The organism is Sporolactobacillus sp. Y61, assembly GCF_040529185.1.
Taxonomy (GTDB): domain Bacteria; phylum Bacillota; class Bacilli; order Bacillales; family Sporolactobacillaceae; genus Sporolactobacillus.
Window position 1 is genome coordinate 370,165 of record NZ_CP159510.1, and the last position, 15,215, is coordinate 385,379.

16 protein-coding genes and 1 riboswitch are annotated in these 15,215 nt (G+C 47.0%); of the genes, 1 reads left to right on the forward strand and 15 read right to left on the reverse strand.

Annotated elements, in window-relative coordinates:
• Nucleotides 1-62: 62 nt before the first annotated feature.
• The 7 genes from ABNN70_RS01840 to ABNN70_RS01870 form a co-directional block, all read right to left on the reverse strand.
• Nucleotides 63-992: a manganese-dependent inorganic pyrophosphatase gene (locus tag ABNN70_RS01840; RefSeq protein ID WP_129929393.1), complete on the reverse strand. Its 930-nt coding sequence runs from the start codon at nt 990-992 to the stop codon at nt 63-65.
• A gap of 92 nt (nt 993-1,084) precedes the next feature.
• Nucleotides 1,085-1,630 carry a histidine phosphatase family protein gene (locus tag ABNN70_RS01845; protein WP_353948573.1) on the reverse strand — a complete coding sequence of 182 codons (546 nt, stop codon included), beginning with the start codon at nt 1,628-1,630 and terminating at the stop codon, nt 1,085-1,087.
• 18 nt (nt 1,631-1,648) lie between these two features.
• Entirely contained in the window at nt 1,649-2,140 is a 492-nt protein-coding gene (locus ABNN70_RS01850; RefSeq protein WP_129929391.1) for a hypothetical protein, read from the reverse strand.
• Nucleotides 2,137-2,355 carry a helix-turn-helix transcriptional regulator gene (locus ABNN70_RS01855; RefSeq protein WP_129929390.1) on the reverse strand — a complete coding sequence of 73 codons (219 nt, stop codon included), beginning with the start codon at nt 2,353-2,355 and terminating at the stop codon, nt 2,137-2,139. Before ABNN70_RS01855 ends, ABNN70_RS01850 begins: the two co-directional genes overlap by 4 nt.
• A 271-nt stretch (nt 2,356-2,626) precedes the next feature.
• Entirely contained in the window at nt 2,627-3,289 is a 663-nt protein-coding gene (locus ABNN70_RS01860) for a methionine ABC transporter permease (protein WP_353948574.1), read from the reverse strand.
• 1 nt (nt 3,290) lies between these two features.
• Nucleotides 3,291-4,304 carry a methionine ABC transporter ATP-binding protein gene (locus ABNN70_RS01865; protein WP_353948575.1) on the reverse strand — a complete coding sequence of 338 codons (1,014 nt, stop codon included), beginning with the start codon at nt 4,302-4,304 and terminating at the stop codon, nt 3,291-3,293.
• A 12-nt stretch (nt 4,305-4,316) separates the two neighbouring features.
• Complete coding sequence (locus ABNN70_RS01870) at nt 4,317-5,144, reverse strand: MetQ/NlpA family ABC transporter substrate-binding protein (protein WP_129929387.1); 828 nt, start codon at nt 5,142-5,144, stop codon at nt 4,317-4,319.
• Nucleotides 5,145-5,260: 116 nt separating this feature from the next.
• Nucleotides 5,261-5,375, reverse strand: a riboswitch (SAM riboswitch).
• Nucleotides 5,376-6,175: 800 nt separating this feature from the next.
• On the opposite strand from ABNN70_RS01870, the gene ABNN70_RS01875 reads away from it, so the two are divergent.
• Entirely contained in the window at nt 6,176-7,303 is a 1,128-nt protein-coding gene (locus ABNN70_RS01875) for a glycerol dehydrogenase (protein ID WP_129929386.1), read from the forward strand.
• A 92-nt stretch (nt 7,304-7,395) separates the two neighbouring features.
• On the opposite strand, the gene phnE (ABNN70_RS01880) is transcribed toward ABNN70_RS01875, so the two are convergent.
• From phnE (ABNN70_RS01880) to ABNN70_RS01915, 8 genes are all read right to left on the reverse strand, one after another.
• Nucleotides 7,396-8,196 carry a phosphonate ABC transporter, permease protein PhnE gene (gene phnE / locus ABNN70_RS01880; protein ID WP_129929385.1) on the reverse strand — a complete coding sequence of 267 codons (801 nt, stop codon included), beginning with the start codon at nt 8,194-8,196 and terminating at the stop codon, nt 7,396-7,398.
• The gene (gene phnE, locus ABNN70_RS01885) at nt 8,196-9,005 is read right to left on the reverse strand and encodes a phosphonate ABC transporter, permease protein PhnE (protein ID WP_353948576.1); all 810 of its coding nucleotides are present in this window, start codon (nt 9,003-9,005) and stop codon (nt 8,196-8,198) included. Before phnE (ABNN70_RS01885) ends, phnE (ABNN70_RS01880) begins: the two co-directional genes overlap by 1 nt.
• Nucleotides 9,006-9,779: a phosphonate ABC transporter ATP-binding protein gene (phnC, locus tag ABNN70_RS01890; protein ID WP_353948577.1), complete on the reverse strand. Its 774-nt coding sequence runs from the start codon at nt 9,777-9,779 to the stop codon at nt 9,006-9,008.
• Between the two features lie 161 nt (nt 9,780-9,940).
• A complete protein-coding gene (locus tag ABNN70_RS01895; RefSeq protein WP_353948578.1) occupies nt 9,941-10,855 on the reverse strand; it encodes a phosphate/phosphite/phosphonate ABC transporter substrate-binding protein in 915 nt (304 codons plus the stop codon).
• Nucleotides 10,856-11,024: 169 nt separating this feature from the next.
• A complete protein-coding gene (galE, locus tag ABNN70_RS01900) occupies nt 11,025-12,029 on the reverse strand; it encodes a UDP-glucose 4-epimerase GalE (RefSeq protein ID WP_353948579.1) in 1,005 nt (334 codons plus the stop codon).
• A gap of 71 nt (nt 12,030-12,100) precedes the next feature.
• Complete coding sequence (locus ABNN70_RS01905; RefSeq protein ID WP_353948580.1) at nt 12,101-13,636, reverse strand: Ppx/GppA phosphatase family protein; 1,536 nt, start codon at nt 13,634-13,636, stop codon at nt 12,101-12,103.
• 74 nt (nt 13,637-13,710) lie between these two features.
• Nucleotides 13,711-14,559 (reverse strand): UDP-galactose-lipid carrier transferase, encoded by an 849-nt coding sequence (locus ABNN70_RS01910; RefSeq protein WP_353948581.1) that lies wholly within the window; start codon nt 14,557-14,559, stop codon nt 13,711-13,713.
• A gap of 6 nt (nt 14,560-14,565) precedes the next feature.
• Nucleotides 14,566-15,117, reverse strand: coding sequence for an NAD(P)H-dependent oxidoreductase (locus tag ABNN70_RS01915; protein ID WP_353948582.1), 552 nt, complete (start codon nt 15,115-15,117; stop codon nt 14,566-14,568).
• Between the last annotated feature and the right edge of the window lie 98 nt (nt 15,118-15,215).

Consider the following 15,215-nt stretch of genomic DNA (forward strand, 5'->3'; position numbering starts at 1 on the left):
AGAATGACTCCAAAGTAAAAGAAACAGCGGGAGGAGGCTCCCGCTGCTTCATCGAGTATCAATTATTTCGTCAGTTCTTCAGTCAGCGGCGGCACAATCTGCTTCTTTCTGGACATCACGCCTTTCAGAGTAGCCTGATTATGATCAAGCGTGACATGGAAGGCATTCTCAGCGGCAGAAGCTGCTTTACCCAGGACCAGCGCTTTGGAATCACTGGTCAGAATATTCGTTACAGCGAGTACGAACAGGTCCAGATTTTTGTTATCAATTTCCTTCTGGATCGCCGCCTCAAGTTCTGCCTTTCTGGACAGTGCGTCATCAAAGTCAACCACGTTAACCTGTCCGATTTCAACACTGAATTTACCCATTTTAAAAGGCTTCATATCGAGCGTGATCAGCTCATCTGCCGATTTATCGCCGATATTGGTACCGGCTTTCAGCATCGTGAGACCATAAGACTCTGCGCTGACTCCGGAGAGTTGTTCCAGTTCCTTCGCCGCTTTGACGTCCTCTTCAGTGCACGTCGGTGATTTGAACAGCAGGGTGTCCGAAATAATTGCGGACAGCATCAGTCCGGCAATCGTTTTCGAGATTTCGACGCCGTTTTCTTTGAAAATCTTAACTAAAATTGTGGCGGTGCAGCCAACCGGTTCCGCCCGATAGTACAGAGGCGCCTTCGTTTCAAAATCGGCAATTCGATGATGATCGACAACGGAGAGCACCTCTACATCACGGATATCGTCGACGCTCTGTTTCGGTTCGTTATGGTCGACCAGATAAACGGCAGGGACTTCATTTGCCACGGTTTTAACCAGTCGCGGCACGGCGACATGAAAATGATTCAGAACATATTCTGTTTCGCCGTTCAGTTCGCCAAGACGTACGGCTTCAACATTCTCACCCAGTTTGTTCTTCAGATCGGCAAAAGCAATCGCCGAACAGATGGCATCTGTGTCAGGACTCTTATGCCCGAAAACAAGCACTTTTCCCATTTTTTCTACCCCTTAATCACGTATTATTGGCTACTCACAGAAAATCCGTTTATAGTCTCTAAATAAAACCATACCTTATGTGTTGGAGAGTTTCAATAGCCGGGAGCGTGCCAGACTCTCCGTACCGTTAATTTCTTCAAATCAATCTCAAAAACATCCGGATTTGACAGCTGCGCCCAGTCCTCGAAGCCATAGCCGCTGTCAAAAGACTGCAGCAGCAGAACAAGGAGATTTCCATGCGTGACCACAATCGTACTGCGCTCCTGCTTTTGCTGCAGATCCCGAATCACTGCCAGGCCCCTTTCCCGGGCTTCTCTGCCTGATTCCCCGCCTGGAAGAGAAAAATCTGGATCATGAAAGGATTGATTCAGTTTTTCCAGCCAATTTTGAACCGGCTTCCTGCTGAGCCTTCGTTCAGCCAGACGACCGTCTGTAAGGACTTTCATTCCCCTGACTTCAGCCGTCGGAGTGATGGAATCGATCGCCCTCCGCCAGGGGCTGGATACAATGGTATCCACCTCAATCCGACTGAAGAACCTGGCGAGCGACTGAGCCTGCTCGCTACCTCGAGTTGTCATCTGCGCATCCGGATCCTGCCCATTCGCTTCGCAGTGCCTGACAAGATAAATTTTTTCCATATTAAGTCATCCTTTCTGTTACTGGAGATCCCGGGATTCATCGTTCTGGTAAATTTTTCGCAGGACAGAAAAATAGACACTGATCTGAACGAGAGGGATCAGCATAATAATGAGAATCGGATAGGCCGGAAAATAATCATCAAAAAGCGGGTAAAAACACATCAGACCCGCGCAGACAGGTGCAATCAGCCACAGAACGGCAAAAGCGCGCCGGCAGGCCGCAGCGTTGATCGCCGTTTCTCTTTCATCTGCAGACGGCAGAATCAGCGGATACAGCCAGAATGATAGCCTTTCCTTCTTCTTATTTTTAAACAGGAGACAAGTGACGACCACAGAATAAATCAGAAGGGGAATCCAGAACAGCATATTAATCGATATCGTCCATTCGGACGCTGCGCTCTCAATGATTCTGGCAAACTGCTCATTTGCCGAAACCAGTGGAACAAGCGCAAGGGCAAAGAGGACAATTCCTGTCAGGCACAGGATATAAGATACAGTGAGCCGTTTCATTTCCGATCATCTCCTTTTTCCAGTTGAAAAACTTCCTCCATTTTTAAATCAAACACATGGCAGATCTCCAGCCCAAGGAGCAGTGACGGAACATAGTCCCCTTTTTCAATAGATGCAATCGTCTGCCGCGTCACACCGACCCTTTTGCCCAGATCGGATTGGGTCCAGTTATACCTCGCCCTCAATTCTTTTACACGATTTCGTAAGCAGCTCAAGAAATCACCTCAGTGATGGAAAAACAGTTAAACATTATGTTAAGTATAATTAACATATACCTGTCTGTCAATCCTGCTGATCGCCCTTTGATTTTTTTCCCTCTCCGATATTCCTTTACATTATATATGAGTTTGTTCCACTGTTTCCCGCCAGCGGCTCCGTTCTCCCCGGCCCTTTTCCCGAAAAAATTTTCGTCCTTTCTTAAGCATAAATAAACAGCCTGTCCGGATTCATGGACAGGCTCTGTTAAGCAAGCAGTCAATTTATCTCTTATTTTTTCTTCAGGCTTCGGGCAAAGGCATTCCCAATCGACTGGATACACTGAACAAGGATAATCAGAACAATAATTACTGCATACATGACATCCGGCTGGAAACGCGTATAGCCAAACTGATAGGCAAGATCACCAAGACCGCCGGCCCCGACAAGCCCTGCCATCGCTGTCTCGCCGATCAGGCCAATTGTGGCGATTGTCAGCCCGAGCACGATCGGCGCACGGGTCTCGCGGATAATGACCGACCAGACAATCTTCGGAGTGGAAATCCCCATCGACTGATAGGCCTCAATCACACCGCGATTCACTTCAAGCATCGCCGACTCCATGAGGCGGGCAATGTAAGGCGAACAGGAAACAACCAGCGGGAAAATGACACCCTTAACACCAATGGTTGTTCCCACAAGCGATTTGGTCACCGGAAGAAGCAGGAACAGCAGGATAATGAAAGGAATCGAGCGAATGACATTGATCAGTGTATTCAGGAAGGTATAGACCGTTGAATTTTCGACCTGACCGCCTTTGCGCGTCAGAATAAGAAAAACGCCGAGAGGAATACCAATTAACACTGAAAAGCCGAGAGCAATAAAGGTCATTTGCAGTGTCTGGAGAAAAGCCGTCCAGATCGCTTCACCCCATTGATTAAAAAAATCAGTCATGTCAGTCAGCGACCTCCTCAACGATAATCTGTTCGGCCTTCAAATAATTTGTCGCCTCACGAATCTGATCAGGATTTCCTTTGAGATGGACAAGCAGGTTGCCGATCGACTCCTGTTTTAACTGATCGATGCCGCCGGCGATGATACTGGGCAGTACATCAAAGCGGCGGGCCAGTGTCGCAAGTGCCGGATCTTTTGCTGATTCCCCGATAAAGGTCAGATGAACCAGTTTCCCTGTGCTTTTCAATTCCTGAAACAGCGGCGCGGGAATCCTGAATCGTGATTCATTGCGGACAAATTGTCTCGTCAGTGCCCTTTCAGGCCGGGCAAAAATGTCTAATACCGGGCCCTGCTCCACAATCCGCCCTTTTTCCATCACAGCCACACGGTCACAGATGCGTTGAATGACATTCATTTCATGGGTAATCAAAAAGACAGTGATTCCCAGTTCTTTATTAACCTTGAGCAACAGTTCGAGGATCGACTCTGTCGTGTTCGGATCAAGGGCACTTGTTGCTTCATCACTCAGCAGCACTTCCGGTTCATGAGCTAGCGCCCGTGCTATCGCCACGCGCTGCTTCTGACCACCGGACAGCTGGCCGGGAAACGCATGCATGCGATCCTGCAGGCCAACGACTTCAAGATACTTTTCCGCACGTGTCCTGATGACCTGTTTCGGTACACCTTCAAGCTTAAGCGGGATCGCAATATTATCATAGACATTTGCGGTCTCAAGCAAATTATATCCCTGAAAAATCATTCCGATTTTTCGGCGCATCTGACGCAACTTTTTATGTTTCAGTTTGAGAAGATCTGTTCCATCAACGAAGATGGAACCGCTCGTCGGGCGTTCAAGCAGGTTAATACAGCGAATTAACGTACTCTTTCCTGCCCCACTGTAACCGATGACCCCGAAAACCTCGCCTTTATTAAGGGTGAGCGTCACATCATCGAGCGCCTGAATTTTCGTCTTTCCTGTTACAAATGTTTTGGAAACATGATGGATATCAATCATTGAAGGGACTCCTTACCAGGCCGGCACAACGGAACCACCGAACTGTTTCTGAATATAATCTTTAACTTCCTGAGACTGGTAGTATTTTTTGATTTTGCCAATCACTTCATCATCTTTATTTTCCGTCCGGACAACAAAATAGTTCGGATAAGGATTATTCTTCAGAGGCTCATGGAAGATGGCATCCTTAAGAACGGTCAGACCGGCTCCCATAGCAAAGTTGGTATTAATCGCTGCAGCCGCCACTTCATCCAGCTGTTTCGGCAACTGGGCGGCGTCCATCTCAATAATTTCGAGATTTTTCGGATTCTCAACGACATCCCGCTTTGTCGCTGTGACGCCGGAACCTTTTTTCAATTTTATCACACCTGCTTTTTCAAACAGCTGCAGTCCGCGCAGCTCATTTGCCGGATCGTTGGGCACTGCAATTTTATCGCCCTTTTTCAATTGATCCAGATCTTTGATGGCCTTCGAATAAATCCCCAGCGGATAGGCAACAGTAGCAAAGGCATCGGTAATTTTATAATTCTTATTCTTGATCTGATCCTTCAGGAAAGGCATCGTCTGGTAACTGTTGGCGTCCAGACTGCCGTCATTCAAAGCGATATTCGGCTGGTTGTAATCGTTAAAAGACTTGAGATGGATCGTCAGCCCGTCCTTTTTAGCCAGTTTTACAACCTGCTCCATAACCTGCTGGTGCGGCCCGCTGGTCACCCCGACAGTCACCTCTTTCGTGCTCAGCTCGCCTGATGATGACCCGCTTCCGTTTCCACAGGCCGACAGTACAAAAACCAGTATAAAGATAAAAGCTGCTGATAGAACCTTACGCAAGTGTCTCATTTTCTTCCCCCCTGGTGCATCTGTTTGTTTTTTTCCGGTACATATATCCCTTATCCAGAATAAAAAAGGTAAAAAAAAAGCTTCTCCGATAAGAGAGGCTGTTCGTTTCCGAATTTCTCTTATCTCTCAGAATTTGCCACAGCGCATTCTGCAGGAATTAGCACCTTCATCGATAGATCATGAGGTTGCCGGGTTTCATAGGGCCTGTCCCTCCACCACTCTGGATAAGAAATATTTAATTAACCGATGGACTCATTTTACTATGAAATAAAAATTGTGTCAAAATAATTTTGTACTGGGCTTTTTGCGATGCTGATTTTTTTCATCACGCCAACATATTCAGCAGAGCTATACCGTTTGACCAGGCAAATCTTCTTCTTCTGCGTTTTGCGATCCCTTTCAAAGCCGCCACAGGCTATCTCCTATCTTGCGAGGGGTTTCATATCACTTTCTTCTAAATAAGATGTCTTGTCCTGAGAGCGAAAAGTAAAATAAGCGGATATTTTCCGGTCAGGGGCATAACGGCGCGCTTTTCGGGGAGTACATAAGGGGAGATTTTCCGATTAAGCCGGGCAAAAAGCTCCATTTCCCCGTTTCTCCAGTCAATAGGCGGAATCTCTCCGTCTATTCTAGCTATTCTTAAATTAAATGACTCAGTAAGCGGAATTTTTCCGTCTATTCATCTGAGCAGGCGCTTAATCGGATCCCCCCAACCGATAAGGGCGGATTCCGGGAAACCTTCCTCTGCACTTTTCATATGGGTGTAAATTGTCCCTGATTTTTGACCATACATGCCCCCTGTTTTGGGAGAAAATAATTTTTACGCAAGGCGCCCCCCAATCGCCATGAGCTTGTATCTTTTTATTTCCGTCAATCTTTATATGTCAATGATTCATATCTCATTATGATCCGTAAATCAGCCTTTATCCGTCATATTTCATAAATATTTAACATTTTTAAGCGTTTTCACTAGAATTGACCGGTTGACAGATTTATAATGTAGCTAACAAAGTGAAGGGTGATGGACACATATGACAGAAACAATAGCAGTAGAAAAACATGAAAAACTGGCAAAATCAGTAACTTCTCCCAAGAAGTTCATTGTTGGAAAAGGCATTTTAAAAAATATCAGTAATTATATAGCGCCCCTCGGTGATAACGCTTACTTTATATGTGATGAATTTATTTATGAACGTGCTGAGGAAGAGGGAGGCGCTTCATTTAAAAACGGCGCGAAGGCAACATTTGAAAAGTTTAATTACGAGTGTTCTGACGCAGAAATTACCCGGAACAGGAAACTCGCCCAGGCCTGCGGCGCCAATGTAATCGTCGGTATTGGCGGCGGAAAAACGCTTGACACTGCTAAAGCGACTGCCTACTTTGAAAAATTACCCGTTGTCATTTATCCGACCATCGCCTCAACCGATGCGCCATGTACGTCTCTGGCCGTTATCTATACACCGGAAGGACAGTTTGATCACTATCTGGATCTTCCCAGTAATCCGGATATGGTGATCGCCGATACTGAAATCCTTTCCGCCGCTCCGGCACGTTTCTTCATTGCCGGGATCGGCGACGGACTCACCACATACTTTGAATCCCGGGCCTGCTACAGAGCAGACGGGATCAATCTGGCTGCCCTTAAACCGTCTCTGATCGGTGTCGGCCTTTCAAAACTCTGTTACGATACCATCCGCCGTAATGCCGTTCCTGCCGTCCGTGCAGTCGAAAAAAGATTATCAACAACAGCTGTTGAAGCGGTCATTGAAGCAAGCATTTACCTCAGTGGTGTCGGAGCAGAATCAGGAGGACTTGCCGCAGCCCACGCCGTTCATAACGGAATGACCGCCGTACCCGCCCTTCATCGGGCGCAGCATGGCGAAAAAGTGACTTTCGGTCTGCTGACTCAACTTGTTCTTGAAAACGCACCAATTGAAGAGATGGAAGAAATTATAAAAATCATCAAAGCGGTTGGCCTTCCTCTGACATTGAAAGATCTCGGCGTTGATAAATTCAATGACGATGAATGGAGAAAAGTGGCCGAGATGGCCTGTGCCAAGGGAGATACCATGTGTAACATGCCATTTGCTGTGACGCCTGATGATGTCTTTAACGCCATTGTCACTGCCGATGCCATTGCCCAGTCCTATCATGACTGAGTGAAAGGTCACCCTTTTACCAGCGAAGAAAAGAGGACAGCCACAACATGGCTGTCCTCTTTTGGCGTATTCCGTTTTGCCGAAAAAATGATTCAGACCAGTCTTTTTCTGATCTGTGCACTGATAAAATCAATGATCGACACAAAGATAATGATCAGAATCAGCATCATGCCGACCTGTTCCCAGTTTCTCTGCATGGAAGCCAGAATCAGGGGCGTACCGATCCCCCCGGCACCGACAACACCGAGAATCGTCGATGCCCGGACGTCTATTTCATATCGATAAATGGCGAAGGACGAAAATTCCGGAATCACCTGCGGCAGAACACCGAACCACATGATCTGTATTTTATTGGCTCCGTTTGCTTTCAGTGCTTCGATGACCGTCATGTCAATCGATTCGATGACTTCGGAGTACAGTTTTCCGAGCATGCCAATGGAGTGTACGCCTATGGCAAGCACCCCGGCATAGGGACCGATACCGAATGAACCGACAAAGATAATCGCCAGAACAAGTTCCGGGAAGGCCCGGATAGCGTCCAGAAACAATTTGCCGAAATAGGAGAATCTTTTCAGCATATTATTAGCTGCGAGAAAAGCAAAGGGAATCGCGACTACGGCAGCAATCGCCGTCCCGGCATAGGCAATGGCCAGCGTCTGAAACATCAGCAAGGTAAACTCGCCAATGCGCCCCTGCGTCACCGGATCGAAGAACGTACCCCAGAACAGCCGTTTCAGAATACCGGAAGAACTAATCGAAGAACCGTGATAGGTCAGATCGGTCATCGAGAAGGCGATGATATAAAGTACAATCAGCACAAGGGCAACAATACCGAATGTGATTCTGCGTTTGAGATGTTTCGGTTTCTGCACGTCAACATAATTCTCATCCATCAGACCAGTCGCCTCCTCAATTGGTTACTGATCAAGTCGATAATAGCTACGGCAAAGAATGTATAAATAATGATGGTGGAGACATTCGCATAATTAAACAGTGAGAGCTGCTGCTTCAGGATCAGGCCAACCCCTCCGGCGCCAACGAATCCGAGAACAACAGATGCACGGACATTCAGCTCCAGCACATACAGGGTATATGAGGTGAACAGTGGCAGAATCTGAGGCATGGCCCCATACCAGATCACCTGAATGATATTGCCTCCCGTCGCCCGAATGGCTTCAAGCGGATCCGGGTTTATCGCTTCTATCGTCTCGCTGATCATTTTTGCCAGAATTCCGAATGAGAACACACATAATGCACAGATGCCGGAAAGGGGACCGAGTCCGATCAAAGCGACAAACAATACCGCCAGAATCAAATCCGGAATCGTTCGAATAATATTCAGAAAAAAACGTGTGATCTGATACAGCCATTTGTTCCGATTAATATTTCGGGAGGCCAGAAAACTGAACGGAAGAACAACAAGTGCTGAAAATGTTGTCGCCAGCAGGGCCATGTTCCATGTTTCGATCAGGCGTTCAATAGCCCGGGAAGTATAGCCCCAGTCCGGCGGAATCAGATCGTGACTGATAAACTGAATCACATAAGGAAGTCCCGAGAAAAACTTAACCGGTGAGGATCCGGATACACGGGCGGACAAGGCATACAGTGCAATGACAATGACAACAATGGCCGTCAGTATCCATTTTCCTCTCGCCGGCATAAGTGGAATTTTTACTGACTTTTGTTGAGAGTTCTGCGGCATTTAATTCACACTCCCGCGACGCATGTCGTTATCCTTTATCTTACGACCATAAATTTCTTCGAATGTGGTTTCAGAAACCGTGTCGACCGATCCGTCAAAAACAATTTCACCGTTTCTCATGCCGACGATCCGGTCTGCATACTCCATCGCCATATCAATAAAGTGAAGATTAACAATGGTCGTAATCCCGTCTTCCTGATTAATACGCTTCAAATCGCGCATGACCACATGGGAGGTCGGCGGGTCAAGACTTGCGACCGGCTCATCTGCAAGGATGATATTCGCCTGCTGTGTCAATGCACGGGCAATGCTCACCCGCTGCTGCTGGCCCCCGCTCAGTTCATCCGCCCGTGAGTAGGCCTTCTCAGCGATACCAATCCGCTTCAGACTGTTAAACGCCAGCTCCCTGTCTTTCTGTGAAAACAGCCCGAACATACTGCGTATCGTTCCGGTGTAACCCAGGCGTCCGGTCAGTACGTTTCGCAAAACCGACATCCGATTGACCAGATTGTAGTTCTGAAAAATCATGCCGATATTTTTTCTCAGATGCTTCAGTTCATGTTCCCTGTACCTGAGTGTATTTTTCCCATTAATGAGCAGTTCGCCTTCCGTTGGTTTCACAAGCTGATTAATGCAGCGCACCAGGGTTGATTTTCCTGCTCCGGATAAGCCGACAACAACCACAAATTCACCGGAATCAATTTTCAGATTGACATGATTCAATCCTCTGTGTCCGTTTGGATAGGTCAGCGAAATATCGCGAAATTCAATCATGTACATTCCCCTTTTTTATCTTGCTGATTACCGTTCTGCCCATACATTGGCAAAGGTGTACCTTCATCCTTCCTGATCCCGGGCCATTTCTCTTTATGTACTGATTATATTAAAAAAAGAGGGGAGCACCGACTCCCCTCTTTTTTCTGAAGCCCTGCTGATTATTCGAGCTTGTCTTTGAATCGCTCATATACTGTGCGAACAATATCGTAATCTTTATCGGTTGCTTCCGCAACGCCGTCCCAGGAATAGACATCGTTCATCACTTTCAAAGCCTCTTTATCGTCATTGATTGACATAAATGCGTTCTTAATTTTCGTTTTCCATTCTTCAGGCATATCTTTACTTACAGAAACACCATCATTAGGAATTTTATCTGTATAGCCAATGACTTTGAGCTTGTCCATAACATCCGGAGCATCTTTTTTGACAACGGTTCTTGCATCTTCAAAAGTGGTTGCAAAATCAGCCTGACCATTGTAAACGGCAAGAACTGCGCTGTCGTGTCCGCCGGCAGCCTGCTGGGTATAGAAGGTTTCCAGATTTTTAACACCCTTGTCCATCAAAAGTGAACCCGGGAACAGATAACCGGATGTCGACAGTGGATCCGGATATGCCCATTTCAGGCCTTTGGTTTTGGCAATATCGTCAACGGATTTGAGTTTAGAATTGGCAGAGACAACAAACTGTGCACGATAAGTATCCGATCCCAGACGAATCGCTTTGACAAGAACTTCTGCATTGGCACGGTCGGCAGCCTGAACATAACCGAAAGGATTCGTAAAGCCGATATCGATGGTGCCGCTTCTCATACCTTCAACAAGACCGGAGAAATCTGTCATGACCTGTGCTTTAACCGGCACGCCCAGTTTTTTCGACAGATAATCCGAAAGCGGCTTAACCGTGTCGGCAATCTGGTCAGCTTCCTGTGACGGAACAAACCCCATAGTCAGTTCTTTGATTTCTTTTTTGTTTCCGTTTGATCCTGAGTCTCCTGACGCCGAATCGTTATTGCCGCAGGCCGCAAGCAGAAAAACAAGGGCACACGCCATCATGACTGCCAGTATTTTCTTCACTTCATCTTCCCCCCAAAGAATATGTGTAAATTTTGACAAGCTTCTTTTTCATTATATACTAATCATTCTTACGTTTCGACTGTGTTTTGTTATTTTATTTATGTTTATTTTTAGATATCTGCGCATAAAAAAAGCTCCCTGATCAGAAGCTTTTCCGTGATTATTCTGTTCATTTGTCAGTCGACGGTGTCGCATAGCCCTCAGGGTGACTGCTGTGCCAGGCCCAGGCATCTGTCAGAATTTCCGGAATATTTGTATGTTCCGGTTTCCAGCCCAGAGTTTTCTTTGCCTTATCTGATGAAGCAATGAGTGTACTCGGATCACCTGCCCGGCGCGGAGCCACTTCAGCAGGGATCGGCTTTCCGGTAACGTCCCGTGCCGCCTGGATAATGTCTTTTACTGAGAAGCCTTCGTTTGAACCCAGATTGAAAACATCGCTCTTTCCGCCATGAATCAGATAGCTGAGTGCAAGCCGGTGGGCAGCAATCAGATCTTCAATGTGAACGTAGTCACGAAGACAGGTTCCATCTTTTGTCGGGTAATCATCACCGAAAATCAGGATTTTTTCCCGCCCGCCGGCAGCTACCTGAAGTACGATCGGGATCAGATGCGTTTCCGGGTGGTGATCCTCCCCAATATTTCCTGATTTGGCTGCGCCGGCGACATTAAAGTAACGTAAAGCGACATAGCGCATGCCGTACGCGCGGTCACACCACTTCATCATCTTTTCCATGGTCAGCTTGGTTTCACCGTACGGGTTCGTCGGCTGCGTCGGCATATTCTCGGTAATCGGTACCTTTTTCGGCTCCCCGTAAGTTGCTGCTGTTGAAGAGAACACAATGTACTTTACATGATTTTCATGCATCACTTCAAGCAGAATCTGCATGCCGTATACATTGTTATTAAAATATTTCAGCGGCTTTTCCACGGACTCGCCGACGAGCGAATTGGCAGCAAAGTGGATCACGCCCTGAATGGACTCCCTTTTGAACACGGAATCGAGGAATGCCTTGTCACGGATATCACCCTCATAGAATTTCGCCTGCGGGTGCAACGCTTCCCTGTGTCCGGTCTGCAGATTGTCGACAACAACCACATCTTTTCCTGCATCAATCAGCTGATGAACCGCGTGTGATCCGATATAACCGGCACCGCCTAATACTAAAATCGACATGAACTGATACCTCCCGTATGTATAAAGCCTTCTTTATTATACTTCAAGTCCGTCTTACATTTATGAGAAAGTTATCGTTTGATAAATTGCAGATTAATCGATGACTGAAGGGCCCGTTCAACATGTTTCTTGTGCTTTTGTGCAGCCTGTTCTTCAAAATAGGCATCATCATGGTAAAACACCGAAAAATGGAGCTTTTTCTTCGCTGTCTGCTGAACGGTGACTTCATCAACGACGTGTTGTCTTGTCCGGTCAAAATCGTGAGCAAGCCGCAAAACCGCTCCCAGCGTTTCATACATTTTCAACTCATTTTTACTCACTATTTTCGCAAAGGGAGCGGCAAAGTCAAGCAGTTTTGAACGATTCTTGAAAGAAGCAATCAGGGCAACAGCCAGTCTGTCGGGGTGACTGATGCCGTTAATATTAATATTGGTAAGCAGATAGAATGTATGGGCACTGCTGGACTCATTATTTACATATTCGCCTAAATAGGCCAGATCGGCGCTGTGCGAGAGCAGCCAGGCCGACCGTTTCTCCGGAAATGACCGACTGATAAATGGAAGAATGCCGTCAAAGATCTGAAAGGCCAGTTTTTTGACATAGTTCGTGTGATGATAATCCAGATTAAAGTTCCGCCTTAAATGGCGAATACTTTCATTAAGGACATAAGGAATTTGGTTCATCCCCCGCTGCCTGAGCATCCACTCATAAAAGACGCCTTCCCTGAGCCCTTCACCGCTCAGAATGAACTGATCACCCTGATTCAGTTTTACCAGCATATTAATGACTGCAGAAGCCGGAAGAATGATGTCCGCTCTGTCTTTGGAAAGCCCGTCCATCGATTCCCGCTCGCTCAGGGACATCGATGCGAGTTCGTGAGTCAGGTGGTTCAGCCGGGCCCGCGGAAGGGTGTACTGGTGCAGGCCCACCATCGGATAATGCTGCTGCATCTGATCAATCCGCGCCAGATTACGGGCCGTTCCGCCGATACCAATAACCGGAAGATTCTGATTGACCAGCCAGTCATAAGCGGAGAATGTCTTCTTCAGAAAATCTTCCAGCTTATCCCGTGCTTTCGGATCCCCTCCGGCGTAATATGTCTTATAAAGGGTCACCGCCCCAAAGGCGAATGAATGGGCATGGATCATCTCCCGGTTGCGAAAGACGGTCACTTCCGTACTGCCGCCGCCAATATCGATTGAAATTCCGTTTTCGATATAAGTTGAATTAATAATGGCATAATACCCGTAATAAGCCTCTTTCAACCCGGAAAGCAGGCGGATCGTGAGACCTGTGCGCTCTTTAACCCGGGCGAATACCTGATCCCGATTCTTCGCCTTTCGCATGGCGGCAGTTGCCACTGCATCAATAGCTGTTATGTTTTTCTCTCTGGAAATGATGGATCGAAACCGTTGAAGAACCGTTAACAGAATGGAAATACCGGTTTCACTTAATTGATCATGTGCATCTATGTAGTTGCTCAGTCTGGCTACTGCTTTAAAATTCAGCAGCTCTTCAAAAAAATAATGCTTATCTATGCCGATGACCACCAGCCGGATGGAGTTCGAACCAATGTCAATCATGACATGTTTCTGTACGATCTCCATAAACTCCCTCCTTTTCACTCCCTTAAAAGTATAGCGCATTCGGAAGTTTTGTGCCGCTCACAATGGATGAAGGATTAATGTGAACGTTCGGCAGATGTTTCTTCCTGCTTCCCGGCAGATGCGTCAGTCTGATCATCCTTTCCTTTTGTCGTCTGTGTTTTTTTCATTTTATCGGGATAAAGAGGAAGCGCGACCTCGCGTTTTGTCAGCTCGTTTTCAATCGCGCGGACCATCTGTCTGATCACGGCCACCCGCGCATACCATTTACTGTTGGCAGGAATGATATGCCAGGGGGCGAAGCTGTTGTCTGTCTTCGCGAACATCTCTTCCGCCGCAATTTGGTAATCCTTCCACTTCGCCCGGTTACGCCAGTCCTCTTCAGTGATCTTCCAGCGCTTTAATGGATTGGCCTGCCTTTCCCGGAAACGCTTCAGCTGTTCATCATTACTGATATGGAGCCAGAACTTTTCAATAATATAGTGATCATCGGTCAGCAGTTTTTCAAAACAGTTGATTTCATCATAGGCCCGCTGCCATTCCTCTTCCTTTGCAAATCCTTCAACACGTTCAACGAGCACCCGTCCGTACCAGGAGCGGTCAAAGATGGCGATTTGCCCGTATTGAGGAATTTTTCGCCAGAATCGCTGCAGATAATGATATCTTTTCTCATGGGGTGCCGGAGCAGCAATGGAAGACACCCGCACCCCTCTGGGATCAAGATTGGCAACGGCCCGTTTGATGGCTCCGCCTTTGCCCGCGGCATCCCATCCTTCAAATACAAAAATGACTGCTATGCCACGCTCGACAAGGACATGCTGCAGCGTCAGCAGTCTCAGCTGATACTTTCTGAGTTTCTTTTCATATTTCTTTTTATTCTTCATTGTTTTTGTCAGATCAACATGATCCAGACGGGTTTCCTTCACTATTTTTCAACTCCCTTTCATATCTTTGCATCGTTTATCCTTTATCATTTGAAACATTTCATCCATCTGACGTTCAATCCTCCGCTGTATGTCCGGATCAGGCAGAGGATTTTCAGCCTGTTTATCCACTTTCCTGTCTAAAAGATAGACGCCGGGGAGCGGTTTTCCCTTCATAAATGCGAGGACCGGCTTCAGGGCAAAGTCCAGTGCCATGAAATGTTTCTCCGTCCCCCCGATCATCAGTGGAAGAACTGGCTTTCCTCCGAATACATCTCTGGGCAACAGATCAAGCAATGCCTTTAATATGCCCGTCATAAAAAGATTGTACACGGGTGAAGCAATAACATAGCCGTCCGCCTCAGACAGCGCTTCCAGCATCCCGTGAAGTGGCTCCCCGCGATAATCCGGCTGAAAAAACTGCCCCGGGGGAAGATCACGTACCGAATAAGTGCTGACCCTGACGCCACGTTTTTCAAACTGTTTTCCTATATAATTAAGGACCGTATCGGTTCGGGAGGCGGATGCCGGGCTTCCCGAGATCATGACAATTCTATCCATTAATTCTCTGCCTCCATTCAACCCTGCTTCAACGGACGATTCTTAGTCAGATTATGAATAAATCCGGATTATGTTGCTGCAGGCATATTTCGTCTTCT